The organism is Paenibacillus sp. GYB003, assembly GCF_036577625.1.
Lineage (GTDB): Bacteria > Bacillota > Bacilli > Paenibacillales > NBRC-103111 > Paenibacillus_AB.
Genome location: NZ_JARBDC010000055.1, coordinates 31593 through 58328, shown reverse-complemented (window position 1 = coordinate 58328; position 26736 = coordinate 31593). Strand labels below are relative to the sequence as shown.

The following is a 26736-nucleotide window of genomic DNA, read 5'->3' as shown; positions in this document are numbered from 1 at the left end:
TATCAGTTTCCTCTTCTGCTTCAAATTCATTCGCCTCCTGACCTGTTTACTTTCGACATCGGCAAAAAAGAATCCTTTCGACCGGAGAGGATCGAAAGGATTTGGGGTTTATTAGTCGGAGTAAACAAACCAATCTAATGTTTGTGTCGCAACAAGTTTTTTATTTCCTTGGAACTGATGATAAATATTCAGTTGATACTTTTTCAAAGTCGAAACTTTGTAAAGGAAATCTGCATCCGTGATTGATACTTCCATCTTGTTCTTTCCTAAAACCAATGTTTTGCTACTGCTGCTTGAACCAGTGGAGCCTGACCCTGATTTTTCCAAATCAAATGTTGATTCAAGTGTGGCATCCCCATTTACATCCTTCAGTTCCACAATAACTTTATAATCATCCGTATTGACTTCGTATAGTCCATCGCGATTCAGCTCATAATCGAATTTGATTTTAACTGTAGAATCGCTCACCGAAGTGCCTACTCGACTTAAGCTTAAAGTATAAGGGAAGAAATCCATATTCTTAATCGAATCGGATGGATTTTTATTTTCTTCGGGAAGGGCAAAGGATACAACATTTACATAAGCATCCGGTTTTCCATCCCCCGTTGTATATTTTCCATCCGTTATTCCTTCCCCAATAATCAATTGAGTGATCTCATTCGATCTTACTTTAGGCAAAGTGGCATATAAGTTCAAAAGTGCTTTCCCGGAAGGACTGATTTTTTTCTTAATTTCGGAAATCGTAGCCGGATAAACATTGCCGTCGGACGCCTTAAATTGAGCGACTAATTTTGAAATATCGTTTGAGCGTTTCTCCAAATTGGTTAATTCAACTTGCGCAACAAGTAAGTCAGAGCTTTTCCCTGAAAATTGATGAATGGAATGAATCTTATAGTCCCCTGAACGTCCGATACCTCCAATTTGAAAGTGATCTCCAGCTGCAACTAATGGTATGCTATCCACATCTGCATTTACCTTGAAAGCTACGAGATCCGTCACTGTGTTGTTTGTACTTCCGCTATTGTTGTTTCCACTGCCACTTTCGGAAGATGCCGGTTTTTCCTGTAATACGATTTTCATATTGGAATATTCGTACGTGTAAGGGATACGCGCAAGCAATTGCAAACGAACTTCGCTTTCGGGTTGAAGTCCGATTACATTGTCAGATCGAATCACTTTAAAATCGATCTTTACGGATTCATCCAATTCAATGTAGCCTATAAGATTCGGAATCGGCAACGCTTTAGATTCTTTGGAACTTAATGCAACTGTTGCAGACATTAGATCTTCGTTTTCCCACGGGACCCTTTGAATAGTTTCCAATTTCGCTATGTAAGTTCCGTCTTCGTTCGAGAATGACTGTTCTTTCTCAGTTGATGAGAGGTCTTCCGTTGCATTTGGAATCTTTAATTCCGCCACGGCAGTATTAACTGAAGTCGATTCGCCGGTAGTTGTATTTTCCGTTATTACCAGTTCCCAATTTTGATCCGAAATGGAACGCGGCAGTTTACCCGTCAGTTTGATTTCTTTCGTCATAAGCGGATCGATTGTCGTCGTATTCGTTATGCCATTTGCAGTAAGTGGATAAAGCAAACCATCTGAAGTACGAATCATGTAATTCATAGTCGGAAGCTTTAAGCTGCGACTATCCGTATTTTGCAATTCAAGCGTAATTGTCGGTAAAAAGTTTTCTTCGTTGCTGCTAATAGTCGACTTTTTAATATAGCTTTGTACCGAAGTTTTTGCGATTTTGATGTTGGCTTTTGAGCCAACCGGAGCCACTGTACTGTAGTCGGCTGGAATTTGTAAAGTACCTAGCGTTTTCTGATAATCGGCCGATGAAAAGTCCCACTTAATGATTTTGAATTGAAGATCACTTAGCTGAACCGAAGAAGTCACGTTTGCATAAAACTTGATTTCTTGCGTTCCGCCTGCGGGAATAACGTTCTTATCTTTATCCTGCGGCATTACATTGATTGTAAAATTAGCCCCGGACGTCGACTGCATCCGAACCCAATAATCGATAAATTGGAGGTCGCCCGATCCGCCATTGACTATTTTAACGGTAAATGTCACCGTATTCGTTTCGGCCCCGACGGATAATCTCGCATCCTTGAGTTCAAAATAACTTTTGTCGTTTACCCATACGGAACCAACCGACGGAATATCAAATACGGAAACGGCGGAAGCGCTTTGCGAACTGTCGGCATATGCTGTATGTAATGGAACGGTGCCGGCCATCAAAGAAAAAAGCATAACCGATTGAACGGATAGTTTCTTGAATTTCGATTTTTTTGCCATGAACATCCTCCTCTGAGAATCTCTATAGTAATAGACGCTGGAAAACAGATTTTGTTTCAGCGAACTTTAGATTTCTTGGAGGTAGTTTAGCATTGTTTTGTGACGTTTATGTGAAAATAAAAAGAAAGCCCGAAGGCTTTCTTTTTATTTGCTACCGTGCAGATTAGCGAATACGTACGAAAGTCGACTTCACTTGACCAGCGGCATAAGCTTTAAGCGTAAACGTATCACCGGCAACCAAAGGACTGCTGAACGTCAGTGCCCCGGTATTACCATTCACACTTACTTTACTATTGCCTTCAACCTCGTAGTATACACCTGTTACATTGGAATAATTGTTGATATTGGTAGTTGCATACTCAATACCGTATTGATCGAACAATTTCAGGTTCATGAACTGATAAGCATTAACATAGCCATTTGCAGTAGTAGCAGTAGGCGTTGCGATGCTATCGTTGGTTACTCGTTGGATAGCAGGAGCATCCGCTTTGACTTCAGCGTCAAAAGATGCTGTTTGAAGCTCACCCTTCATATCCTTGTAAACTACGTTAATCTTGGATGTTCCTGGTTTGTTACCAAGGATATATCCTGTGCTTCCGCTCATACCCCACTGAACTACATTGTATACGCTGGACGATACACTTACGATACGGTCGTCCGGAAGCTTAACTACGTTTCCTGCCGAGTCTTTTGCAGTAACAGCAATTTTCTTCTTCATCACGCTAGTCGTCGGATTTTTTTGATCTGCCGACAAGATGGAGCTATCGATAGCAGCAAACAAGTTGGTCGGGTTGCTTACGGAATAGGAAAGAGTTTCGTTATCTTTGTCGATAAAGCTATACGATTTAGTCAAGCTGGAAATCGTAGTCCACTTGCCTTCATTATTAAGTTTTTGCAAGGACAATTTGAGATCGATTTTTTGTCCAGCAGCACCACCGCCACCCAAGAACGTCATCGTTTGATTGAAGTCTCTGATGTTAGCGCCCGAAATCGTAAAGTTTTGACCAACGCCGTAATCGACAGCAGTTACTCCGTCAGTTTTTGCCCTTACTTTCATGCCGCCGCTACCAGTAACTTCAGCATAAACTTGATAGTTCACCGAATTTTCAGCAGTCATTTGATCAAGCTGATCGCCATTTTGATCAACTACGACAACCTTCAAATCCGAATTGCCGCCGAGGGTCTTCGGTGCGCTGTCAGTTACGACTTTGAATTTGTCCGGAATACGCGACTTGGTAATTGGTTGATTCAAAGTGATGTAACTATTGTTTCCTGTCGTCGAATCCAGGTAAGCGGTCAAGTATGCATAGCTTCCGGCTTTTCCGGTAACTTCCCAGATATGAATTTGACCTTTGTGGTCTCCAGTCGTATCGATAGAAGCTCTGGAAAGGTCTGCACCCTTAGCATCCTTAACATTCGTACCTTGAATATTGATTCGCGGCAAGTTTTGGCTGTCCACGATGTCGTCTGCGCTCAGTTGGTTTCCGTCTGCGTCATAAGCGATGATCGGAACATAAATGTCCTTGAGATCTCCCTCTGCAAATTGAGAGGACGGAGTACCAAATTGAATCTTCGTCGCCAACTTGGCAGATGTAATGCTGATTTTGGTCGTAGCGTTTGCTCCGCCGATTTGAGCCGTGATCGTGTAGTCCTCAGACTTCTCGACACGCTTCACAAGAGCAATTTTGAGTTCACCGAAACCAGTGTTAGAAAAGTCTCCAAATTCAGGTGTACCCAGGCTTTGCGTATATGGCGTCGAGAACACGTTTTGGTTGTAGTTATTAGTGCTATCGTAAGCAAGCGGGTTGCCATATTGATCGAATAATGTTACAGGAATGGTAACAAAGTCACCAATAGCGGACAAGCTCTTCTTGCCGGACGGATATTTTACTTCGCCCAATTCCATCTTAGTTACGAAAGGTTCCGAACCCAGTTTAAAGTTTTGTTGAATCGATACACGGGAATCGTTCTCGTAAATGTATACCGGCACAACAGTCAATCCAGGTTGCGGAGTACCGCCGCTCATGGTCGTTGTATCGATGGTTACGACAAAAGTCCCGGTGTTATCTTTTGTTACAGAGCTAGAGAAGCCTGGCGTGTTAACCGTGAAATTGCCTGCGTTCAAGGATGCATTTTCGCCATATTGGTTAACAGCTTTGAATTGAACTCGAGCTTTGCTGTGTTTGGCAATCGTATCGCTAGCTGTAGAGAATTCAAGTTTTTTAACAACTTCCTTCTCTGCCGTAAAGGTGCCAGTTGCCGTACCGATTTCATCAGCAGCAAGGCCGCCAAGGGTAACTGTGTATTCACCCTCGATAAGCTTAACATCTTTCAATGTCAAAGTCGCTGTTTTCTTGTCGTCGGACCACTTTGTTGCAGACGCGTCAAGCGCAATGTCCTGTGTTCCGCGTTTCAAAGAGAAAGTCGCCTTGGTTGTATCTACATCGCGGTCGAGCGTAACTTCAACCTTTTGTACGCCGGCAGCTTTAGCGGATTTAATCGAAGCTTTAGCCGGTTTGTTTTGCTCGTCGAGGACGCCTTTAGCGGCATAAGTAGCTTCTACCAGCTCGGAGCGGATAGCAGGCTTCGTGAAGTCCGCTTTTTCGCCGAGGAGGCCGTTAGCGATAGCCGTTGCAACATAGCCTTTAGCCCAATCCGAAACGTTACCATTAACGGTACCGCTGTTGTTAGGTTGCAGGCCGAGTGCGCGAACAGCTACGGTAGCCAGTTGCTCGAGAGTAACATCGCCGGCCGGATTGAATACGCCGTCGGCTACGCCGTCCATCAACATCGGAGTAGCTTTCGTCACCGCTTGAATGAATCCAGCGGACCAACGGTCGGAAGCGACGTCCGTATAGCTCGTTCCGGATACTTCTTTCAGGTCTTTCAATTTCGCGAGGATTTTGGCCAATTGCTCGCGGGACATGTTAGCATCGAGTTCGGATCCGTTACCAGTTCCGTCTTTATCGAAAATGCCGGCTGCGATCAGCGCGTCCAATTTTTGTTGGGTCGTCAGGTTGGCGTCAGCTGCGAAAGCAACGGATGCGAAAACGGACGACACCATAGCTGTTGCTACGAGTACAGACAAGCTTTTCTTCATAACCTTTGTTTCTCCTCCTCGATTATCATCATACGATGTTTGAGTGTGTAATTTAGATGGCAGGCCCTTGTTACTCATCGGCCAATTCACCTCCTTTCCAGAGTTTGAGCGCCACTTCCTATTTGGACTCTGCAACGTTTGTCACAGAAACTAGTAAACTGTCGAAGTAGAAAACTAGCCACTTTAACATTATACAATGGTACTTTCGCAGCGTAAAGAATAATTTGTGAAAAAGTACCACTGCAGGCTTCGTTTCCTTATGTTCTTGGAATGCGTCGTTTGCGGATTCACCTAATTAAACGCACTGTTTCGAAAAAAGTTGCGACATTTCGAAAAAAGTTTTCTATGTCTGTTGGCGGCACTCTGTAGGAGGTCTCAACACCCTCGTGTAGCAAGTCCGTATATCGTTTTGCCACAAACTCAGTATACCTGCATCTATCATTTTCGTCATTACGCAGTATTTTCCATGTCCGATCGGTTCGTTCTGAAAAAAAACAGCTGCCGGACGCGGCCGGCAGCTGTTTCGGTCGAAACGTTATTTTGGAATCTTTTTCTGGTTTTTCAAAACGCGGATGGCCACTGCCGCCGCCTCGGCGCGGGTAAACGTCTCGAGCGGGTCGAAGCGAACCGTCGGTTTCGTTTGCCCTTGCAGCAGGACGTTTTCTTTGCCCTCGATCAATCCCGCCTTCGTAACGGCTTCGACGGCCGTTCTGGCGTAAATGTCGATGCTGTCGGCATCGGTAAACGATTTTTGCAAACCGGCCAACACTTTATCCATGTTCGAGTCGGACGAAAGCTTCAGATCGGCGGCTCTGGCGATCATAATCGCCGCATCCTGTCTCGTTATATCGTTGTCCGGCATAAACCGTCCGCCTGCAGCTCCCCGAACGATGCCGGCCTTGGCGGCCGTTTCGATGTACTTATAGTCATACAACCTTGTCAGCAAATTGACGCGCTGTACGTCGGTAAACGTCGGAACTTCGGTATAATTGAGCGGCAAATCGAAAATTTTGACGAGCATCGTCGCAAACTCGCCGCGCTTGATCGATTCGTTCGGCACGAAGCTCGAGCTTTCTTTGTTCAGCATATATCCTTTGGAGTACAGGATGTCGAGATCGTTACGCGCCCACGGGTGCCCGGTGACGTCGTCGAAGCTCTTGTCCATGTATACGACCTGGTAATAGCCGAACGTATCGAACGGAACGGTAATCGTATTTTTGCCCGTATCGACTACGCCGCCGAGGTTTCTCCATCTGCCTTGGACGATGCCCGTATAATCTTCGTAAATATCGAAGTGATAGACGCTTAAATATTTCCATGCATCGTCCCGGATGCTGGAGTCGTACTTCAAAGTAAGCGTTCCGCGCTCGGTCGGGACGACCATGTCTTCCCTCGTCCGCAAATAGAACTCTTCTTTGTCGTAAGGCAGGCGACCGCTGCCGCTCAGCGCTTTGATCATATCGGTCTCGTTTTTCTTGATCGTTCCCGCATCGATCCAGAACAAATTGCTCGCCGGACGGAAACGACCCGTCGTTTCGGCCAGCATCAGCTTTCCGACACCGTCGATAACCGGATTCGGATTGCCGATTTGGCCGTCGGATGCCGACGGATGCTTGATTTTGTCGACCCGCCCGTCCGTACGATTGGCAATGCCGTATAAAATTTTACGATCCGAAGTCAAATACTGGTTGATGGCTCCCGGCTCGTTTCGCATAAAGTTGGTCCCTTTCGGGAACTTGAGCGATAACTGTCCGTCAAACACGGTCGTTGTGGACTGAAGCGGAGCTTTGTATTGCGCGCCCTCGATCGCGGTATCCGTATTGTACAGGATGAACGAGCCGTTTGTTTTTTGCGTGCCGCGGACTACCGTAAATTTCACCGTATTTTTGCCGGCCTTCAGGCCGGTCACTTCGTGGAAGAAATGATTTTTCTTTACGCCGTTTTCCGTCACTTCGCGAACGATCGCTTCGTCTTTGCCGAATAATACGGAGGAGGCGTTCTCGGCCTCGATCTCGATCTCGACATAGTTGCTGTTAATGTTCGCCTGATCCTCGTTCTTCTCGTTCTTGACCAGCTTCGGCGATTTGATGATATACGGCAGCGGCTCCCGATTGATCGTAATCACTTTCGTGACCGTTATGCCGGACGCGTTTGCAATCGAAAACTCGAATATCGTATCGCCGCTCGCTAGAAGCGGTATCGAATTCGTTCTAAACTGGCCCGAGCTGATGGAATTGAAATAACTCGGGTTGTTGCTTTGCGGATCCAAGTTTCCGAAATTGCCGCCGTAACGGCGATCGTATTTGACGACCGGCACGCCGTTCGCGTCTTTCGTGCGGACGGTCAGCTTAATTTCGGACGCATTGGCGAATTGTCCGGAAAACGCCACGGACGTTTCGCTCGTTGCATACGTATCCGGCTTCGTTGCAGGTATAAATTTTTTCGCGTCCGAAGTTTCGACCGGAGTCACCGAAATAAATTCGGGGGCGTCGGTGCTGAACACAAATATTTCGTACGATGCGGTCGTGACCAAAATCGAATTAATATAAATTTTAAAAACGAGCGTATTTTTCCCTTCGCGCAAATCGGATACGAGCAGCGTAAAGGTTTTGTCCTCGGCGATCAGCATGGAATTGTTCGCGATGCCGTTGAGGGTTACTTCGACCCGATCCGGCTGGTTCGCGTCCGTGCTGACGTTCGGCACGTTGACGACGCGCCCGGATACGCAACTTCCGGTCGGTCCTCCCCGATCGCATGTAATTTGCGTTCCCGGCGTTTTGACGACCATTCCGTTGTAAATGTTATTGACGATCAAATACGGCGTATTGGAGATGAGCAGGTCGTACTGCTTTTTCCCCGAGAAGTTTTCGCCTGTTTTTGTTTTGTCCTCGTGATTGGTGTCGGAGCTCGGGACAACGGTCATTTTAGTTAGTCCGTTCAGTACATTGGCCGGAAGCGTAAAGGTGAAAACGCGATACGTTGTTCCGTTGCTTGTTTCAACGCTGGATCCATCATACACGGAAGTCAAGTAAATCTCCGAATTGCTCGTAAAATCGCCCAGATAAACGTTCAGCTTCTCGGTCTTGCTGCTGGCAAGCACGCGGAACGTTCTCGGAAGCTCCGTAATGTTGTTGACCATCGATTCGGACAAATGGTCGACGCTTTCCACATAAGGCAGATCGGGATTTACGTAATTGAACGTGAATGCCGTTACCGGGATATCGTCGGAAATCGAATTGTAAAACTTGAATTGTACGAGCTGCGTCCGATCCGACGGAATATCCAGGTCTGCGGAGAAGTTAAATACTTTATACTTTCCGGGCTGAGACCATTCGCCGACTTCGTTCAGCTGCGACGCCGCCGCGTTGACGCTGTAAACGAAAGAGTTTCCGACGATCGTATCGTTATAGAGCAAATTGACAGTGTAGCTGCCGTGCGACAAATCGGCCGGTTTGTTGAACGTCACCGTACGGCCCGAAATAATTTGAGTAGCCATCGCTTCGATAATATAAGAGCTGTTATCGTCGGAAACGAATCTCAGCTTTAATTTGGAAACATCGCGGCCGAAATTGTTCCCGTTCATGCTGATCGTCGAACCTGACGTCGTGAACCCGGTCGGACTCGGATCCGCAATCGTAAACGGGTATTGCCCCAAAACTACATTGTTGTAAGCGATCCTCAGGAAGTAATTCCCGGCGGCAATGCCGGCGATGGTAGAGAAATCGGCCATCACTGTAGTTCCGTCCGGCGAAACCGATGCGATTCTGGCGCTGCGCTGGTTGCTGCCATCCTCGTTCATTACGATTGCGGAAATTTTCGTCGAGTCGGTAAAGCCGTGTCCTTGAATCGATACGGACGCGGTGCTGACTTCCGCCAACGTAACTTGCGGAATCGTTACCGAGTTGATCGCCGCGCTGCTTGTTGCCGTAGATACATAAACGCCGTTCGTTACGGTGCCCGCCGATATAACGGGCGAGATACCGGCCGCGGTTCCGTCCGGGTATCGGAGCTGCTTCTTGAATTCAAGCTTGTAGGTCGCACCGGCCGTTAAATTGGTTTGGCCGAGTACGGGATTCGTCGGATCCGAATTGTTCGCAATCGGCTGCAGCAGCAGCGCGTTATCCCGCGCTTCGAATACTTTAAGCGGGATGATGTCGGCCGGATTGGACAAATTGACAAGATTGGCGTCTTGAATGTCGTTGACGTTCGTTCCCAGATTCGTGCCGGATACATAAAGGGTCGTTGGCGATGCCGTCTTGGTCGTTCCGACCAGCCCGCCGAATACGACAGTCGGCAAATCGGGATCTTTTCTGTCGATTACAATTTCTTTTTCCGCCAGCGGTATGCTCTTGTAAGAAATTTTATACTTGTAGATGCCGTCTGCCGTTACGGTCGGACCGGCAAAGCCAAGCGTAATGTCGGACGCGGTGCTCGACACTCTGGAGGCCGCCGATTGACCGGCCGGTCTACCGCTTAAATCGGTATAGCTGATTGAAAAATCCGCTTCGTTCAAGCCTGCCCCGCTGACCGTAAATTGAGGCTGCGGCCATGGAGTTTGCGCCACTTTGGCAAACGAGGTCGGATAATCCGGTATCGTATCGTTGGAAACCGTAGGAAGCGGATCGGACGGTTTGTTTACCGTAATCGTATACGGCTCGGCGTTCAAGGCCGGTCCCCCCGTCCCGTTTCGCAGCGTCACCTTGTAAGGACCGCCGTCTTTTGCGAACGTTCCGGCAGGGATGTTGTAGATGGCTGCGGTTTGCGCCGCATTGACCGCTATCGGCGCCTTGTCCTTCAACAGCTCGGCGCCAACCGTTACGTCCGCGCCGACATTGTTGGTCAGCGTCAGCAGCACCGAGTTGCTGAGCGCCTGACCGGTTACGAACAGTCTCATCGGGCTATGCCCTTCGTAAACGATATTCGGGTATACCGATGCCGTTCTCGGAGCGGCCGTAGCGCCCGACAAATTATACGGCCCGAATTTTTGCCCGCCCACAAGCACGTCGACGAAATTGTATTGCAAATCGCCGAGCGTCGTCAGATCGTCTTTGAGCAGAGCGGAGATGTTGACTTTGGACGTCGTCACCGTCGGATTTTTAATCAGATCCATAGCCGGTCCCGGCGTACCCGAGGCGGGGATCTCTTTGATTTTCGCGTTAAAAGCGAACGGCAGGCCGTTGTTGTAAATCAAGTTTTTGCTGATTTGATACGTCTTCGTATTGTTGACGGCCATGATCGTCATCGGGTTATCCCCGGCGCGCAGGCGCAAATTGGCCGTCGATTGCGTATTGTTGACGTCGTCCGCCACGAAGAAAAATTCGCCGTTGTTCAAATAAGCGTTGATCGGATTCGGATTGCCTACCGTATAAGCTTTTACTTCCGTCGCGTTCGGGGCCGTTCCGGAAATGTTGAGCACGGTCGATTGGCCCGGGTTTTCCGGGTACATTTTGCCATCCTGGAACGGCTGCCCGTTAATATTGATCGTCGTGAGCGTCGTCGTTGGCGTAAAATAAACCCAGCCCGGCGCCGATGAAATGACGCTCGTATCGCCGAGCTTGATGACGATTTTGTTCAAGCCTTCGGTCAGCAGCACGTTTTTGAACGTAATATCGAATTGCCCCGTCTTCTGCGCCTTGTTCGTCTTCTCGACGACCGGCGTTTTCGTCGTGGTCATGTTCGTAATTTCGTAGTACAGCTCGGACACTTGGGAATCGCTGATGTTTTCGATCGTCGCCGATATATTGACCGGGTTGCTCGTCACCCTCGTGATGAGCGAATCGTCGCTCGGCTGCGTATCGGACGTATACAGCTCTTTTATCGTGATCCTTGCGGTGGCCGCATATGCCGACATAGCCGGAAGCAGGCTGATCAGCATTGCCAGAACGAGGGCCATACTGATCCATTTCCGATAAGTCTTCCTCAAAGCGGTTTCCTCCTTCATCGATGTTGAAACGGTGTGTTGCCGGTCTCCCAAAAACGTTTCTCTCCATGCTCCTTTCTCTATAGGTGCTCATTTCCTGTGGAGGCGGTCGGGATCGCCCCGAAAAAAGAGTCTCGTAGTTTTGTTATCGGTCAAAACAAGCCGAAATTTAATAGATTTCCTAAGGAAAAGAAGGCAACAAAAAAATCCCGCGATCGCGGGATTCGGCTTTTGGGTCTTTCGTATTATTTCGTTACGTTTTTGGACCGGGCTCGCAAAAACAAGTTCAGAACCGGACGCTTGCTTTTGCCGACGATGCCGATCGCTTCCGCCCCGACTTGCAGTACGATTAAAATGACCGCGATCAAGACGAGCGTCACCCATTGCGACGTTTGCGAAAGCAAAATGGCGCAAAGCCCGAAAAAGACGGAGACGCCGTAAATGACGAGCACCGTATTGCGATGGCCCAATCCCATCTGCAGCAAGCAATGGTGCAAATGGTTTTTGTCCGCAACCGAAATCGGCATTTTATTCAGCTTGCGTCGTACGATGGCGAAAAACGTATCCGACAGAGGAACGCCGAGGATAAGAACCGGTACGATAAACGAGACGAGCGTCGCTTGCTTGAAGCCGAGCACCGACAAAGTAGCCAGGCAAAAGCCGAGAAACAGAGCGCCCGAATCGCCCATAAAAATTTTGGCGGGATGAAAGTTGTAAAACAGAAAGCCGACGATGCTGCCGAGCAGCAGTGCGCTAAACAAAATAACGGTAACGTTGCCCATCATAATCGCCATCACGAGCATCGTCGCGTTGGCAATCCCGGATACGCCGGCCGCAAGGCCGTCCAATCCGTCGATCAAATTGACCGCATTCGTTACGCCGACGATCCAGAAAATCGTGAGCGGCGCGCTGAGCCATTTCGTCTCGAACGCATCGCCGAACGGCAAGTTGACCAAATCGATCTGAATATCTCCGTAAAACACGATGACAAGCGCCGCAACAAGCTCCACAAGCAGCTTTGTCTTCGGCGACAGGTCGAATCTATCGTCCAGCGCCCCGACCAATACGATGAGCGAGCTCCCGATCAGCAGGGCGGTCGCGACTTTCCAATTGAGCGCATCCGCCATCGGCGCGATGACGAAAAAAGCTCCGACGAATGCCAAAAATACGGCCAAGCCGCCCAATCGCGGCATAATGCGCGTATGTACTTTGCGCTGGTTCGGCTTATCGACCGCCCCTGCAAAGAAGGCAAACTTTTTTACCGCAGGTGTCAGGATGACGGCTAAAACGCATGCTGCCAAAAAACCGATGCCGTAGTATACAAACTCCATCCGACTTTCCCCACCCCCATCTCTGTATGCCGATCCCTTACGGTTACACACAAGAGACCAACGGACCCATTATACTCCGAATCGCAAGGAAACTCCACAGCGAAAATCATGCAAAAAAAGCGGTTAATAGGCTGATTTCATGGAAGTATTCGAACTAATGGGACATTCTCACGGGGCCGAATGCCGCTAGCTCGGCGTATCTTCGCTGGGCTAGCGTTTGCCTCTGTCGTTTAGTATGCGCAGGTCGAGACGATTTGTTGCGCCGGCTGACGGGCTTGTTTTTGGAGGCGGCCGATCGCGTTATTAGTCTCTTGCCTCCAGCCTTCGGGGTCGTCCAAATAATGCAGTGCTTCGCGCGCCACGACGTCCGGGTCGAATCGTTCCGTCGATGCCGCCACGGTAAGGCCGAGCCGATGGAGAAACTGGTCGATCTTCGGATCGTAAGAGATGCCGATTAGCGGCACATGGCGGGTAGCCGCGTAAATAAGCGAATGAAGGCGCATGCCGATAAGCAAATCGCAATCGTTCACTTCCGCCAGCATTTGCTGCGGATGGACGGCCTCTTCTTTTATTCCTATGTCCGACCCGCCCGGCAAAGAACCGACTCGATCGATCACGTACCGGGAAGCGTCGGTGTCGTCGGGCAAATGAAACGGAAGCAGCCGGATCGAAACCGGCCGCTGTTCGGCGATCAAGCGAAGCGATGCGGCAATGCCGTCCAGCTCCGACCGATCCTTATTCCAGAAGCGGACCGATACGCCGACGACGGGGCGCGAACGATTGCTGCGAAACGTCCCTTCCTTTAAGTCGAGCCCCATTACCGGATCGGGCACGACTTCGATCCGACTGCGGTCGATACCCATTCGGGAAAGGAGAGCGGCCGACTCGTCGTCCCGCACCGATATATAGCGGCACTTATTAAATATCGTTCGTATGAACGGGTAAAATAGAGGGCGCCGAACCGGACCGATTCCTTGCGCATATATAAATGTAGGTTTTCGATAAAACTGCGCCATCGCCAAAACGGCCAAATAATACGGAATCGTCTTGATCCCCGTCGCATCCTGCAGCAAGCTGCCGCCGCCGCTGATCAAGCCGTCGCATTCGCGCAAAGCCCTCGACACCTCGGCGAAACGCATCCGGTGCGCCGTCTCTACACCGTACATTGCCGCCGTCTGTTCCGGGCGTATCGAGAGAACGACCGGCTCCACTTTCACGCCCTGCCGCTCTCCCTCTTCCCGAAGCGCGATCAAAATCGACTGCAGCACCGCTTCGTCTCCGCTGTTGCCGAAACCGTAATAGCCGGACAATACGATCCGTTTTACTTCGGTGCCCATCTTCGCCATCCCTTCGCAAGCAGCTCCCAAACGGCAACATAGATCAGGCTGATGACGATGCCGAAGGCAATGCCAAGGCCGATCCGGATTAACGAAATGTAAAGCGGCGTATGCAGATGCGCAAACGTATCGATGATCGACAGCTGTCCCATGACGGCGCCGACGAACAAATAGATCGCGTTCTTATACCGCATGAACAAATAAGCGGCCAATATAAACAACGGATGTGCGAACACGAACTCTTTGAACCGGGGGCGAACGCCAAGTCCGTTTTCCAAATAAGTCCGGATCAGCTTCTCCATCTGCGAGGCTTGTCCTTCGTTGCCCGTACGCGTCAAATAATAATAGATGACTCCGCCGAAGACGGCGGCGAGAACGACCCAAACGACGGTAATTTTGGCGAACAAAATGGATCGCAGCCGGGCGATTATGTCGGCCGGTTTATGCGATTCCGCAAACAACAGCGCGTACACCCCGACCAGCGCGATCGGAAGCAGATGCAGCAGCGCTACTCCGCGGAACTGTTCGAGCACCAAATAGTACGAAATTCCGCTAAGCAAGGCGACTACGTAAACCACGCCCGCAACCGTCAGCAGCGATGTGCCGAGGAACACGGCCGTCGCGCGTACCCAGCCGTTTCCGTTCGCAAGTCCTCGGCGCTCGCGAAGGTAACGGATCGCCAATACCGTGGATAAGGTCGGCGCGCATACGCCGACGAAAAACGCCATCGCCTGCAGCGAAATGGAGCTGTTCAGAACGTACAGTCCGAGCGCTCCGACCGCACCGACGACGAACGCGATCGTGGTGAGCGCCGGAACGAACAATCCGATCGCCAGCGCAACCAATGCCGTGGCGGCTACGAGCAAAATCGGCTTCAACCAGTCGAGCGTTTCCCCGTATGCGACAAACGCATGCGCCTCGCCAAGATCATACCCAAGACGTTCGATTCGCGAAATCGCGCCTTCGGAGCCGTCCTCCTCCGAACCGGTCAAGCTTTTCACGATATTGTCCAAGTAATCGTTGACGAACCCTTTGTCCAGGTCTTTGGCCGCTTTCGTGTTCAGAAACAGCATGCGCAAATTGCGGTCCTTGACGGCGAGAACGAGCTTGTCTTCGATAAGCTCCGGTTTCAAATTCACTTCGGTATCGTAAAGCGGGAACAGCCGGACGATATTGTATTCGAGCCGCTCCGCAAACGAGACGGTGAACCCTTTCTGCGGCGCCTTCAATCGGTCGATAACGGCGGTGCCCATTTTGTACTTCTTCAACAAATCGGCCGTTTCGCGAACATGATTTTTGGCCGGATCTTCGTCATAGCCGGTGACCGCATTTCCGTCGAAAACGATGCGCTTGATGTTGCGCGAGCTGAGTTTTTTCAGCAGTCCTTCCAGCTCTTCTTCGGTATACGGCTGCATCCGGTTCGACAGCCGCGCGACGAGACGGAAGCCCTGGTCCTGCAGCATGTCCATCGTTATCGGGTCCGGCTCCATCGGCTTCGTGTTCGCCTCTTCGTAAGGCAGGTTGATGATAAGCCCCGGCCGATTGTTGTACGACCAGGAACTGACGTTCGCCTTCAGCCGGTCCCGGTACGTTTTCTCGATAATCGGTTGAAGCTTGTCCCGCGACTCCGTCGACGTAAACAGCAAATACGTATAGTTTTCCCCCGGCGTCAGCGGCTTGCCGGTCAAAAGCGAATATTCCTGCGGCGTATAGACTTGAATGCGCCGGCTGTTTTTCAGCTCTTCCAACGAGCTTTCGTACACCGACATGGTGCCGACCCCGGCATCTTTCAACATTTTCAGCTTTTCCTGCACGTAGGCTTCGGGATTCGGCCGATAAGCCGAAGCTTCGAGCAAATCGCGATAATCGAACACGATTTCGACGTTTTTCGTGGACCGTTCCGTCTCGCCCCGTTTGTAAACAAGCGGCAAAGAAACGATCAAACCGAGCACCACGAGCCACCAAAGCCATTTCCTTGCCTTGTCGTTCACCGATAAATACCGCTGAAGCAAACCATTCACTCCTTACTTCCATGTCGTGTCGGGCGATGCGAGCAAACCCGGAAAACCTCTTCGAAGCGGCGCGCCGGGTCCGTGCGGAGCGGGCGCACCGTTCGAAGAGGCGTCTCCTTCGATTTTATTGAAATTGATCGACTCTGGACATGACCGCGGCGCGAAGCCGGTCGAGTCGGGCTCCCGCTTCTTCTTCCGAAGAGCCGCGGACGGCGAAATACATTTTGATTTTCGGCTCGGTCCCGGACGGACGGAGGCAAAACCAGGAATCGTCCGCGAGCGTATATTTGAGCACGTTTTCCGCCGGAAGCCCGTCGATGCCGTGCAAATAATCCTGCACGCGAACGACCGGGACGTCCGCAACGGCAGCCGGAGGATTGCTGCGCCAATCTTCCATAATGCCGCCGATTTTTTCGAGCCCGTCCTTGCCCTTCATCGTGCGGGACTCCAACTGCTCTCGGAAGTAGCCGTAGGTGCGGTACAACTCCTGCAAAACGTCGTACAGCGTCTTGCCTTCGTTTTTGTAATAGGCGGCCGCTTCGCAAATAAGCATCGATGCGAGAACCGCGTCCTTATCCCGGCAATACGTGCCGGCCAAATAGCCGTAGCTTTCCTCGTAGCCGAACAAAAAGCGGTATTGTCCCGTTTGCTCGAATTCGGTCATTTTTTCGCCGATATATTTAAAGCCGGTGAGCGTATTCATAACGCGGACGCCGAAGCTTTCCGCGATCACCGCGCCCATCTCGCTCGTGACGATCGTTTTGACGAGCACGCCGTTATCCGGGAGCTCTCCGCGTCGCTTCAAGCCGTCCAGCACGTAATAGGCCATGATCGCGCCCGACTGATTGCCGTTCAGCACGACGAATTCGCCCGTATCGTTCTGTACGACGGCGCCCATCCGGTCGCAATCGGGATCGGTGCCGATAATGATGTCGGCGTTCGTCTGCCGGGCCATCGACAACGCGATCGTAAACGCTTCGCGCTCTTCCGGATTCGGCGATTTTACCGTCGAAAACTGCGGATCCGGCTGCTCCTGCTCGGGAACGACGTGGACGTTGCCAAAACCGATCCGCTCCAACACGGCGCGTACCGAACGATTGCCCGCGCCGTGAAGCGGCGTATATAAAATATGAAACCGGTCGCTGACCTTTTTTACGACGTCCGGATGCAGGCTGACGCCCGACACCGCTTGAACGAAGGCTTCGTCGATATCCGCGCCGATCCACTGGAGCAGCCCGGACGCTTCCGCCTCCTCTCGGCTGACCCGGCGCACTTGCGCGAGCGAAGCGACCGTACCGATTTCCGCAAGCACTTGCTCGGCGTCGCGGGGGACGAGCTGTCCGCCGTCTTTGCCGTACACTTTATATCCGTTATATTCCGGCGGATTATGGCTGGCGGTTATGACGATGCCGCCGGAGGAGCCGAGATGGCGGACCGCAAAAGAAAGCTCGGGCGTCGGCCGCAGCGATTCGAACACGTAAGCTTTGACCCCGTTGCCGGCCAGCACCAGGGCGGCTTCAAGGGCGAACTCCGGCGACTGGTTCCGCGAATCGTAAGCGATCGCGACCGACGGCCGGCGGCCATCGGCCTGTTTGCTCACGAACTGCGCGAGCCCTTGCGTCGCTTTGGCTACCGTATACCGGTTCATCCGATTCGTTCCGGCGCCGATGACGCCGCGCAAGCCGCCCGTCCCGAACTCGAGGTCCCGGTAAAACCGGTCCTCCAGCTCTTTCTCATTGCCTTGCAGCGATAAAAGCTCGCTCTTCGTCTGCTCGTCGATCAGCGGATCGTTCAACCACAGCTTATATTGGGTCAGCGCATGCTCAAGACTCAACATTCATCTCTCCCGATCTCAAAATGTAATGGCCCCCGATTGGCGGGGTTTCTTACGGATTGGCCAGAGCAAACATCAATTCGCCTTCGGCAACGATTTTCTCGCCGACTTTCGCAACGCCGCGGCCTTTGCCGATCGTCCCTTTCATTCGCGTAATTTCCATTTCCAATAGAAGCGTATCGCCCGGCTTCACCTGATCCCGGAAGCGGAACCCGTCGATTCCGGCAAGCAAGCCGATCTTGCCGCGGTTGCCTTCCGAGCTGAGCATCGCGACGGCGGCCACCTGGGCGAGCGCTTCCGCGATCAATACGCCCGGCATAACCGGATACCCGGGAAAATGGCCGTTAAAAAACGGCTCGTTGATCGTCACGTTTTTCAAGCCGACGGCCCGAACCCCTTCTTGTATGTCCAAAATGCGATCCACGAGCAAAAACGGATAGCGATGAGGTATCGTTTCTTGAATTTGCGTAATGTCCATAACAAATTCGGCCCCTTTCCGCGCCAATTGTATAAAATGATTGCGGTTAACTTAGACTAGTAAATGTCCCTTCGCGACCTGCAGTAGCGGAGGTTGATATAAGGGGGCATAGGCGCACGGACCCCGAATGTCGTCCAGGCGCTTATGCTCCTTTTTACGATTTGGAATCGACCGAACGTTCTTTCCGGTTCAAGCCGAGAAACAAAACGATATAAATGATCGAAGTGACGAACGAGACGCCGACGACGAACCACAAATATGGAATCGCAAACGAAAAATCAAAAAAAATAAATAAAAAGGCAAAATAATACAGGACGGTCGTCAGCTTGCCCATACTGTTGGCGGGCACGGTTTGCTTGCCGCGAAAATGAAAAAAGGCGGACCCGACGATCATGCCGGCATCGCGGATAAACATGGCAACCGCCACCAGCCAGGGAATCATGCCGGAAACGAGCAGCGAGATGATGACCGTAAGCATCATGCATTTGTCGGCAAGCGGATCGAGCATCACGCCCACCTGCGTAATTTGTCCCCGCGTCCGGGCCAAATAGCCGTCCAATATATCGGTCGCTCCTGCCAAAACGACGATCAAAAATGCCGTCTTGAGATGATTCGTGGCGAAAAAGACGACGTATATCGGGATCAACCCAAATCGACATAACGTCAAAAGATTTGGCAAATTCACCCGTTTCTCTCCCCCGGATCGTACTTCCACACCTAACCATTATACCGTTGTTAAGGTAAAAATAAAACTCCCCGATCGGGGAGCTGCGGACGGCGCCCGATCAGCGGTGGAACGGGCGTTTTTTTTATTGGAACGAATACCGGGAAAACGAAGCTTGACACATTTGACTTGGGCGGTTCAGCTTCCGAAGACGAGATCGAATAAATGCTGCCAAGTCGCCCATTGCCAAATGTCACCGACTTCCCGGTGACCTAAATACACGTACCCGAAGCATAAACCGACGAGCAGCGCGGCGACGCATAAAGCCGGAACGAGCAAGGCTCGAAGGATTCGAAACAAAATGTTGACCCATCGTCTCCTGGGCTTCCGCTTCGGCTTCTCTTTCGTTTGCGGCTTCGCCTGCTTCTCGGCCTCAGCTTTCACTTGCGGAACTACACGGGTGTCTTGATCGAGCACGGGGCAGGCCACCTCCACATCAAATTAGCCTCGAAGAGAATTGGCCAGAGACATCATCGTATCGGCCGAGGCGAGCGCTTTGGCGTTCAACTGAAACGCCCGCTGCGTCATCATCAGCTCCGTCATTTCTTCCGTCATGTTAACGTTCGATTGCTCCAAAAAGCCTTGCTGCACTTTGACTTTGGCGGCTTCGGGATTGGCCGCGTCGAAAGCGACGACGCGCAGCACGTCGCCGAGCGCGGGATCGATCGTTTCCGGCAGCGAATATAAGTTATCGCCCCGATTTTGCAGCAATTGCGGGCGTACGACTTGAACGAGCTTCAAGGCTCCGACCGTGACGGGAGGCTGCGTCGGATCGAGTTCGCTATATGCGGTTATGGCGCCGTTCGTTTCGACTTTAATCCGCGAATGGTTCGGCACTCTGATCGGCAAATCGTCCGTTCCGAGGACGAGATGCCCTTCCTGCGTCGTCAAATAGACGTTGTCCGGATCGTCCGGCTGCGCTTTAAGCGAAAACGCCCCGTCACGCGTCCATGCGGTTTGCTGAACGGGCTGTCCGGCGCCGTCCACGGAAGGGACGATCACTTCGAACAGGGCGTCGCCTTCGATCGCCAAATCGGTCGGCCGGTCCGTTTGCTTCAGCGATCCTTGCGCCAGGATCGTCTGAATTTGGCTCAGCTTGGCTCCCCAGCCTTGCGTCAGCCCGAGCGGCGACAATCGGCCGACCTGCTCGAAGGTTCCGGGCTGGCGCATCGTCGTCGTCAGTACATCGTGAAAAGACGCGTCTTTCCGTTTGTAGCCGGTCGTGTTCAGGTTCGCCATATTATTCGCGACGATATCCAGCTTTTGCTGAAGCCCTTGCATGGAAACGAGCGAATTGATCATCGAATGGTTCATGGGTTACCTCTCTACACTCTGCCGATTTCGTTCACGGCTTTTTCCATGCTTTTGTCGTAAGCCTGGATCACTTTTTGATTCGCCTCGTACATGCGGGAGGCGGACATCAAATCGACCATCGCTTGCGTCGGATCGACATTGGACGTTTCCACGAATCCTTGCTTCACTTCGACCCGATCCGTGGCGGCGATCGGCTGAACCAGCCCTTCGTCGCCGTCGCCGAGACGGAATAAGCCCATCCCTTCCGGAATCATCCGCATCGGATTGTCGATGCGGGAAATCAGCATGCGGATCGGATTGCCCCCCGCGTCCAGCAAGGCTTGTCCGTTCAAGGAGTCGAGCAGCTGCCCGTTTTTGCTTACCGTTACGTTCGTAATCGGAATTTGCGTAGCCGGGTCGAGCAGCACGATCGGCTGCCGGTTTTCCCCGAGCACGCGGAACCCTTCGGCGGTCACCAGCTCGCCCTGCTCCGTTACGCTGAATTTGCCGTTGCGCGTAAACCGCTCGTCGCCGGCTTCGTTCGCGACCGTAAAAAACGCCTGCGGCTGAAAAATACGCTGTCCGTCCGCCGTTATCGTTTTGCCTCCGTCGAATACGAGTCCGGGCACTTGAATGTCGGAAACGACGGCGAAATCGAACGGATTGTTCGTCTCGCGAAGCTCGCCCTGCACGTTGATCGTCAGCGCCTCTTCCGCCAATACGCCCGTGTTCAACCGGCCGGTGTTCGGCACCTCCATCCCGGGCTTGCCCTCGAGAAGCCCGATGAGCATTTCCGGGAAAGAACGGGAAACCGCGCGGCTTTGCTTGAAGCCGGGCGTGTTGATGTTGGCGATATTGTTCGTGATGGTGTCGTGCTTGCGCTGCTGCGACAGCATGCCGGCGGTGGCGGTGTATAGTCCTCTGAGCATGGGGACCTCCTGAGAGCTTTTTTCGAAGAAAAAAGCCGGCTTCGTCAGTCTTACATCTATGTAGAAACGGTTACCCGAATTTTTGCTTCGTCACTTTATCCAAATTGTCCAGCATAATGCCGGTCCCGCGAACGACGCAGCTCATCGGATGGTCGGCGATAAGCACCGGTACCCGGAGCTCGTCCGCCAGCAGCTGGTCGATGCCGTGCAGCAGCGCCCCGCCGCCGGTCAAAATAACGCCGCGGTCGATAATATCGGCCGACAATTCCGGAGGCGTACGCTCCAGGACGACTTTCGCCGCCTGCACGATCGAGGAGACCGTTTCCCAGAGCGCTTCCTTCACTTCGTCGGAACGGATCGTCACCGTAAGCGGCAAACCGGACACCATGTCTCGGCCGCGAATGTCCATTTCTTCCTTGCGCAAGTCGGAATAGACGGTTCCGATCTTGATTTTAATATCTTCCGAAGTCCGCTCCCCGATCAGCAGCTTGTACTTCGACTTGATATATTTCATGATCGCGGCGTCGAACTTGTCCCCCGCGACTTTAATGGAAGAGGAGGTTACGATGTCGCCCATGGATAACACGGCTACATCCGTAGTGCCTCCGCCGATGTCGACAACCATATTGCCGCTAGGCTGGAATATGTCCATTCCAGCCCCGATCGCCGCTGCCTTCGGTTCTTCTTCCAAATACACTTCTCTGGCGCCGCTGCGTTCCGCCGCTTCGCGAATCGCCTTTTGCTCCACGGAAGTAATGTTGGCTGGGGCGCAAATGAGGATTCGCGGGTGCGAGTACCAACGTTTGCCGCCGATTTTCATAATGAAATGCTTGAGCATCAGCTCGGTAATTTCAAAATCGGCAATAACTCCATCCTTCAAAGGGCGAATGGCCACAATATTGCCGGGTGTGCGGCCGACCATCCGATGCGCTTCTTCGCCGACGGCGAGAACCCGTTTGGTCTCGCTTTCAATCGCCACGACTGACGGCTCATCCAGAACGACACCCCGCCCTTTGACGTGAATGAGAACATTGGCCGTACCCAAATCGATTCCTATGTCTTTGCTAAACATCCTACATCCTCCCGGGAGCATAACGGAACAATGCCTGCCGCGCCGAACGAAGTGCTCCATCCGCGGGCGTACGATCCGTTCTATACCTTCATACACATAAGTATACTTAATTCGACAACTTTTTCAAAATCCCTTTTTTCAAAATATGGCGGATTGCGCGATATTTCGTAAAAGCGCTCGACAAAGCTTGCCGAGCGGGCACGCCTCTTGGAGAGGGGCGATTCGCATGGCTGAATCGACCGCCGCTATCGCGCGGTCACAAGATGGTCGGCCGGTTTTTGCTGGCGGGTACGCTTATATTTGACTTTGGTCGCTTCTCCTCCCCTTAAATGACGGATCGACTTATGATATTCCAAAATCAGTTTCACCTGGTTCGCCAATTCCGGGTTGATCTCGGGCAGTCGCTCCGTCAAATCTTTATGAACCGTACTTTTCGATACTCCGAATTCCTTGGCAATCGTGCGGACCGTTTGTCTCGTTTCCACAAGACTGCGACCAATCTTGATCGTACGCTCTTTGATGTAATCGTGCACGCCCCTCGCCTCCCTACTCGAGTTGGTTTGGTACAGTATATGAGGGGCAGGGCCATATATTCTTTGTTTCCAAGCCTGACAAGCTTGCCTGTTCAATTATTTTTGCAAAAGAAGGCCAAATAACCCCGAAACACGAAGCCGCTCCGCCGCGAACGCGAACGCCCGCTTCAAAGCGGCTCCGGCACAAAGAAAAAGCAGAAGGATTCCCTTCTGCTTCGGTACGCTTGCGTTCTTTATGCAGCTTTACTTTTTGCCGATGAGCGATTCCGGATTGACCGGCGCGCCGTTTTGGCGAATTTCGAAATGAACGTGGGTGCCCAAATCTTTCTCCAATTCGTTGCGGCCGGCGGTCGCGATCACGTCGCCTTTTTTCACTTGCACGTCTTTCGCCACTTTAACGTCGGCGAGACTTTGGTAAATCGTGACGGTGCCGTCGCTGTGCGTAATTTCGAGCAGCTGGCCGACGACCGGATCCGTTTCGACTCGCGTGACTTTACCGCTCATCGCGGCTACGACGTCGAACGGTTTGTCGTCCTCGCGGGCGAAGTCAACGCCCACGTGCGGCGTCAACGTGTCGCCGTACTCGATCATCGCGGCTTGGCGCACTTCGCTCGAAGCGTTGCTGTCGAAGTAGTGCAGCACCATTTCCGCTTCGTCCTGATCTTTGACCGGCCATTGCATCGTTTCGGCAGTTCCTTGAACGGCTAGCGCATCCGGTTTGTTCGTGGCGTCGGTGACGGTCTGCGTCTTGTCAGAACCGGTCTCGGTTTCGGACAAGTTTTTCACGCCCGAGTCCGTGTAGACCCACATTAACGTTAGGATAATTGCCGCTGCTGCCATGTAGGTCGCCGGAAACACCCATTTTTTTGCGAGCAGTCTTTTCCAGCCGGAAGTCGTTTTGGCTCCATCGGTCGATTTTGGAGCGTTTTCTCCCGTCTGCAACTCTTTTTCTTGGTTTTGATCATTCATAGTTATATCACCTCAGTCACCATTGTTGCCAGTTCGATAGGTTTTATACGTGAGGTGATAGAATTTAAAAGCGGCATCCGCACGTCGCTTCCGCCGTCTTTCGGAACCTGCTCTATACTTTCGGTTTGACGATCGCCGATACGTCTTCCAATGAAACTCCCTGATAGTAATATTTGATAATATCGGCCGCCGACTTGCCTTCCTTCGCCATGCCGTTCGCTCCCCATTGGCTCATGCCGACGCCGTGTCCGTAGCCGTACGTCGTCAGTTCGATCGTCGAGCCGCTAATCTTCCACGTAAACTGCGAGGAGTTCAGCTCCAGCTTTTCTCTGACTTCGCGCCCGGTAAACGTTTTGCCGGCGATCGAGATCGTCTTGATGCGATGGCCTTCCGTCGTCGCCTGCACTTGGATGGCCCCGTTCTTCGTCAGGGCCGATGCGGAAGCGATGCCGAGGCGGCTCGCGAACTGCTGCAGCGTGAACGTCGCTTTGGCCGTATATTTCGGAGACAGCTGCTTATCCCACGGACTCGGCACGCTGCGCAAGTACGGGACGAAATCCCGCCAGTAGTCCTCCGCGTTTTCGGTATACCCGTTGCTGGTGGAAAAAAAAGACGCTTGAATCGGCTTATGCCCGTATGTGGCGACGACGCCGGCCGTTTCGTTCACCGCCCGGTTCAGCTTGTCCAGACGCGCGGCGTATTCGGCGTCCCCCCAATTGCGCTTCATCTGTTCCTCCGTCACGTAAGCTTGATGCGCGACCGTATCGGTCACGAGCGCCCCCTCGACGGGCACTTGCGACGAATCGCCCTCCATCCATCGTTTCACGATATACGTCCTGGAGGCGATCGCTTGCGCCTTCAGCGCTTCCAGCTCGAACTGCGCGGGCATTTCCGCCGCGACGACGTTGCGGACGTACGTTTCTAGCGGCACCTGCTCCACCTTCTGCTCCCGGGTCAAGTAGACCGGGATCAGCAGCGTCTTGGCCTGCTGCGCCGCTTCGGCTCCGGACGGCTCGGGAGACCGGACGGCGTCGGTTCCCATCCGTTTTACTAGAATGCCGGGGATGAGCAAAGTGACCGCCAGTATGGCGGCAAGTACGGCGGCGGCGGGCATCCAGGGCTGTGCGAATGTGCGGTTTCTCATCGGTCCCTCCATCTGTGATAGAGCGCGGAGCGTCTCTAGCGGATCTTACTTTCATCCTATGAGAAGGAAAGAGAGTCTAGAACGCGAAAGCCGGGCCGAAACAAAGAAAACCGGACTCGCTTTTTTGCAAGCGAATCCGGTTATGCGCTGGATGTCTGTAGGTCCGTTATGCCCATGTCGGCTGTACCGTAAAAATTTTCATTTCGTGGTTCACCGCCGGTTCGACTTCCTCGGCCGGTTCGACGCGGCGAATATCCGCTCCGAGCTCGCGAAGCTTTCGCTCGATGTCGACATAGCCCCGATCGATATGGTGAACGCCGGTAATTTCCGTTTCGCCGTCGGCGGCAAGCGCCGCGAGAATCAAGGCGGCTCCGGCACGCAAGTCGGTGGCGCACACTTTCGCCCCGCGCAGCTTCGCATTGCCGCTGACGACGGCGGTACGTCCGTCCACTTTAATTTGCGCCTGCATTTGGCAAAACTGCTCGACGTGCATAAACCGGTTTTCGAACACCGTTTCCGTTACGATGCCCGTACCGTCCGATACGGTCAGCAGCGCCATCATTTGCGATTGCATATCGGTCGGAAAGCCCGGATAAGGCAGCGTCTTCACGTCGACGGCGCGGAGCGGACGGTCCATCGAAACGTGAAGACCGTTTTCGTCCTCATCGATCGTGACGCCCATTTCCTGCATTTTCGAAATGACCGGCCTTAAATGGTCTGCAATCGCTCCTTCGATGAATAGCGAGCTTCCCGAAATGGCCGCCGCGATCATGAACGTCCCGGCTTCGATCCGGTCCGGTATTACCGTATGTACTGTCCCGCGCAGACTTTCGACCCCGTCGATCCGGATGACGCCCGTTCCGGCTCCGCGAATGCGGGCTCCCATCGCGTTCAAATAGTTGGCCAAATCGACGATTTCCGGCTCGCGCGCCGCATTCTCGATCAAAGTCGTCCCGCTGGCCAAGGTGGCGGCCATCATAATGTTTTCGGTCGCGCCCACGCTGGCTACGTCCAAATAAATTTTGGCGCCCTTCAGCTTCCCTTTGACCCGGGCCTCGATATAGCCTTGACCGAGCTCGATGTCCGCGCCCATCGCCTCGAAGCCTTTCAAATGCTGGTCGATCGGACGCGTTCCGATCGCGCAGCCGCCGGGCAACGAAATGCGCGAATAGCCTTGACGGGCGAGCAGCGGTCCCATGACGAGGAACGACGCCCTCATTTTGCGGACCCATTCGTACGGGGCTTCGCACGTTGAGATATGCTCCGCGTTTACTCGAATCGTCTCATTATGGTACTGTACGCGTACGCCCAATGACTTGAGCACGTGACTGATCGTCATGACATCGTCCAAAGGAGGCGCGTCGTGGATGACGCTTTCTCCTTCCGAAGCCAGCAGCGATGCCGCTATGATCGGCAATACGGCGTTTTTGGCTCCGCTGATTTTGACTCTTCCCGACAATCGTTTGCCACCGCGGACGATTATTTTGCTCATCTTGTTCCCCCTCCGCGTTTGTGAAGCGGTATGCGACGCCGTAGCATGGGAAAAGCCTCGAACGCCCAGCGTTCAGTGTAGCATCAGGGCTATCGGCATGACAACTGTTAAATCGTGGTTGCCCAGGCGCGCTCCAGCTATAGGTTTCGTAGCCGCTTCTCGTTTTCGGAATCATTTTCGGATATTCGCGAAAATTCATCGTTTTCCCGGATGATTTTTTCGATATATTACCGAACATTCATCCCCGGATGATTTTTCGATATAACA

At 52.3% G+C, this 26736-nt stretch carries 17 protein-coding genes; all 17 read right to left on the bottom strand.

The features are described 5' to 3' along the window. Window positions 1–111: 111 nt before the first annotated feature. The 17 genes from PV407_RS18520 to murA all read right to left on the bottom strand — a co-directional run bounded on the left by PV407_RS18520 (window position 112) and on the right by murA (window position 26469). The gene (locus PV407_RS18520; protein WP_332091435.1) at window positions 112–2301 is read right to left on the bottom strand and encodes a hypothetical protein; all 2190 of its coding nucleotides are present in this window, start codon (window positions 2299–2301) and stop codon (window positions 112–114) included. 163 nt (window positions 2302–2464) lie between these two features. Next, entirely contained in the window at window positions 2465–5479 is a 3015-nt protein-coding gene (locus PV407_RS18515) for an S-layer homology domain-containing protein (RefSeq protein WP_332091434.1), read from the bottom strand. Window positions 5480–5936: 457 nt separating this feature from the next. After that, on the bottom strand, window positions 5937–11324 hold the full coding sequence (locus PV407_RS18510; RefSeq protein ID WP_332091433.1) for an S-layer homology domain-containing protein: 5388 nt from the start codon (window positions 11322–11324) through the stop codon (window positions 5937–5939). Between the two features lie 242 nt (window positions 11325–11566). Further along, on the bottom strand, window positions 11567–12652 hold the full coding sequence (locus PV407_RS18505; RefSeq protein WP_332091432.1) for an MraY family glycosyltransferase: 1086 nt from the start codon (window positions 12650–12652) through the stop codon (window positions 11567–11569). Window positions 12653–12882: 230 nt separating this feature from the next. Next, a complete protein-coding gene (gene csaB / locus PV407_RS18500; protein ID WP_332091431.1) occupies window positions 12883–13989 on the bottom strand; it encodes a polysaccharide pyruvyl transferase CsaB in 1107 nt (368 codons plus the stop codon). Further along, window positions 13974–16010, bottom strand: coding sequence for a DUF5693 family protein (locus PV407_RS18495; protein ID WP_332091430.1), 2037 nt, complete (start codon window positions 16008–16010; stop codon window positions 13974–13976). The genes csaB and PV407_RS18495 overlap by 16 nt, the downstream gene beginning before the upstream one ends. A 115-nt stretch (window positions 16011–16125) precedes the next feature. Then, complete coding sequence (locus tag PV407_RS18490; protein ID WP_332091429.1) at window positions 16126–17838, bottom strand: phospho-sugar mutase; 1713 nt, start codon at window positions 17836–17838, stop codon at window positions 16126–16128. A 49-nt stretch (window positions 17839–17887) separates the two neighbouring features. Next, a complete protein-coding gene (gene fabZ, locus PV407_RS18485; RefSeq protein ID WP_332091428.1) occupies window positions 17888–18313 on the bottom strand; it encodes a 3-hydroxyacyl-ACP dehydratase FabZ in 426 nt (141 codons plus the stop codon). Between the two features lie 154 nt (window positions 18314–18467). Next, window positions 18468–18998, bottom strand: a complete 531-nt coding sequence (locus PV407_RS18480; protein ID WP_332091427.1) for a CDP-alcohol phosphatidyltransferase family protein — start codon at window positions 18996–18998, stop codon at window positions 18468–18470. Window positions 18999–19175: 177 nt separating this feature from the next. Beyond that, window positions 19176–19454: a DNA-directed RNA polymerase subunit beta gene (locus PV407_RS18475; RefSeq protein ID WP_332091426.1), complete on the bottom strand. Its 279-nt coding sequence runs from the start codon at window positions 19452–19454 to the stop codon at window positions 19176–19178. 24 nt (window positions 19455–19478) lie between these two features. Then, window positions 19479–20351: a flagellar hook-basal body protein gene (locus tag PV407_RS18470; protein WP_332091425.1), complete on the bottom strand. Its 873-nt coding sequence runs from the start codon at window positions 20349–20351 to the stop codon at window positions 19479–19481. A gap of 11 nt (window positions 20352–20362) precedes the next feature. Beyond that, window positions 20363–21259, bottom strand: coding sequence for a flagellar hook-basal body protein (locus tag PV407_RS18465; protein WP_332091424.1), 897 nt, complete (start codon window positions 21257–21259; stop codon window positions 20363–20365). A 70-nt stretch (window positions 21260–21329) separates the two neighbouring features. Next, the gene (locus tag PV407_RS18460) at window positions 21330–22331 is read right to left on the bottom strand and encodes a rod shape-determining protein (RefSeq protein WP_332091423.1); all 1002 of its coding nucleotides are present in this window, start codon (window positions 22329–22331) and stop codon (window positions 21330–21332) included. A gap of 245 nt (window positions 22332–22576) precedes the next feature. Continuing rightward, a complete protein-coding gene (spoIIID, locus tag PV407_RS18455) occupies window positions 22577–22864 on the bottom strand; it encodes a sporulation transcriptional regulator SpoIIID (RefSeq protein WP_120749516.1) in 288 nt (95 codons plus the stop codon). A gap of 243 nt (window positions 22865–23107) precedes the next feature. Continuing rightward, window positions 23108–23833, bottom strand: a complete 726-nt coding sequence (locus PV407_RS18450) for a M23 family metallopeptidase (protein WP_332091422.1) — start codon at window positions 23831–23833, stop codon at window positions 23108–23110. Window positions 23834–23945: 112 nt separating this feature from the next. Next, a complete protein-coding gene (gene spoIID, locus PV407_RS18445) occupies window positions 23946–24977 on the bottom strand; it encodes a stage II sporulation protein D (RefSeq protein WP_332091421.1) in 1032 nt (343 codons plus the stop codon). Between the two features lie 166 nt (window positions 24978–25143). Then, complete coding sequence (gene murA / locus PV407_RS18440) at window positions 25144–26469, bottom strand: UDP-N-acetylglucosamine 1-carboxyvinyltransferase (protein WP_332091420.1); 1326 nt, start codon at window positions 26467–26469, stop codon at window positions 25144–25146. Window positions 26470–26736 lie beyond the last annotated feature (267 nt).

Coding starts and splice junctions, on each gene's coding strand:
- PV407_RS18520 (WP_332091435.1), bottom strand. CDS start 2,301: ATGGCAAAAAAATCGAAATTCAAGAAACTATCCGTTCAATCGGTTATG.
- PV407_RS18515 (WP_332091434.1), bottom strand. CDS start 5,479: ATGAGTAACAAGGGCCTGCCATCTAAATTACACACTCAAACATCGTAT.
- PV407_RS18505 (WP_332091432.1), bottom strand. CDS start 12,652: ATGGAGTTTGTATACTACGGCATCGGTTTTTTGGCAGCATGCGTTTTA.
- csaB (WP_332091431.1), bottom strand. CDS start 13,989: ATGGGCACCGAAGTAAAACGGATCGTATTGTCCGGCTATTACGGTTTC.
- PV407_RS18490 (WP_332091429.1), bottom strand. CDS start 17,838: ATGTTGAGTCTTGAGCATGCGCTGACCCAATATAAGCTGTGGTTGAAC.
- fabZ (WP_332091428.1), bottom strand. CDS start 18,313: ATGGACATTACGCAAATTCAAGAAACGATACCTCATCGCTATCCGTTT.
- PV407_RS18470 (WP_332091425.1), bottom strand. CDS start 20,351: ATGAACCATTCGATGATCAATTCGCTCGTTTCCATGCAAGGGCTTCAG.
- PV407_RS18465 (WP_332091424.1), bottom strand. CDS start 21,259: ATGCTCAGAGGACTATACACCGCCACCGCCGGCATGCTGTCGCAGCAG.
- PV407_RS18460 (WP_332091423.1), bottom strand. CDS start 22,331: ATGTTTAGCAAAGACATAGGAATCGATTTGGGTACGGCCAATGTTCTC.
- PV407_RS18450 (WP_332091422.1), bottom strand. CDS start 23,833: ATGAATGATCAAAACCAAGAAAAAGAGTTGCAGACGGGAGAAAACGCT.
- spoIID (WP_332091421.1), bottom strand. CDS start 24,977: ATGAGAAACCGCACATTCGCACAGCCCTGGATGCCCGCCGCCGCCGTA.
- murA (WP_332091420.1), bottom strand. CDS start 26,469: ATGAGCAAAATAATCGTCCGCGGTGGCAAACGATTGTCGGGAAGAGTC.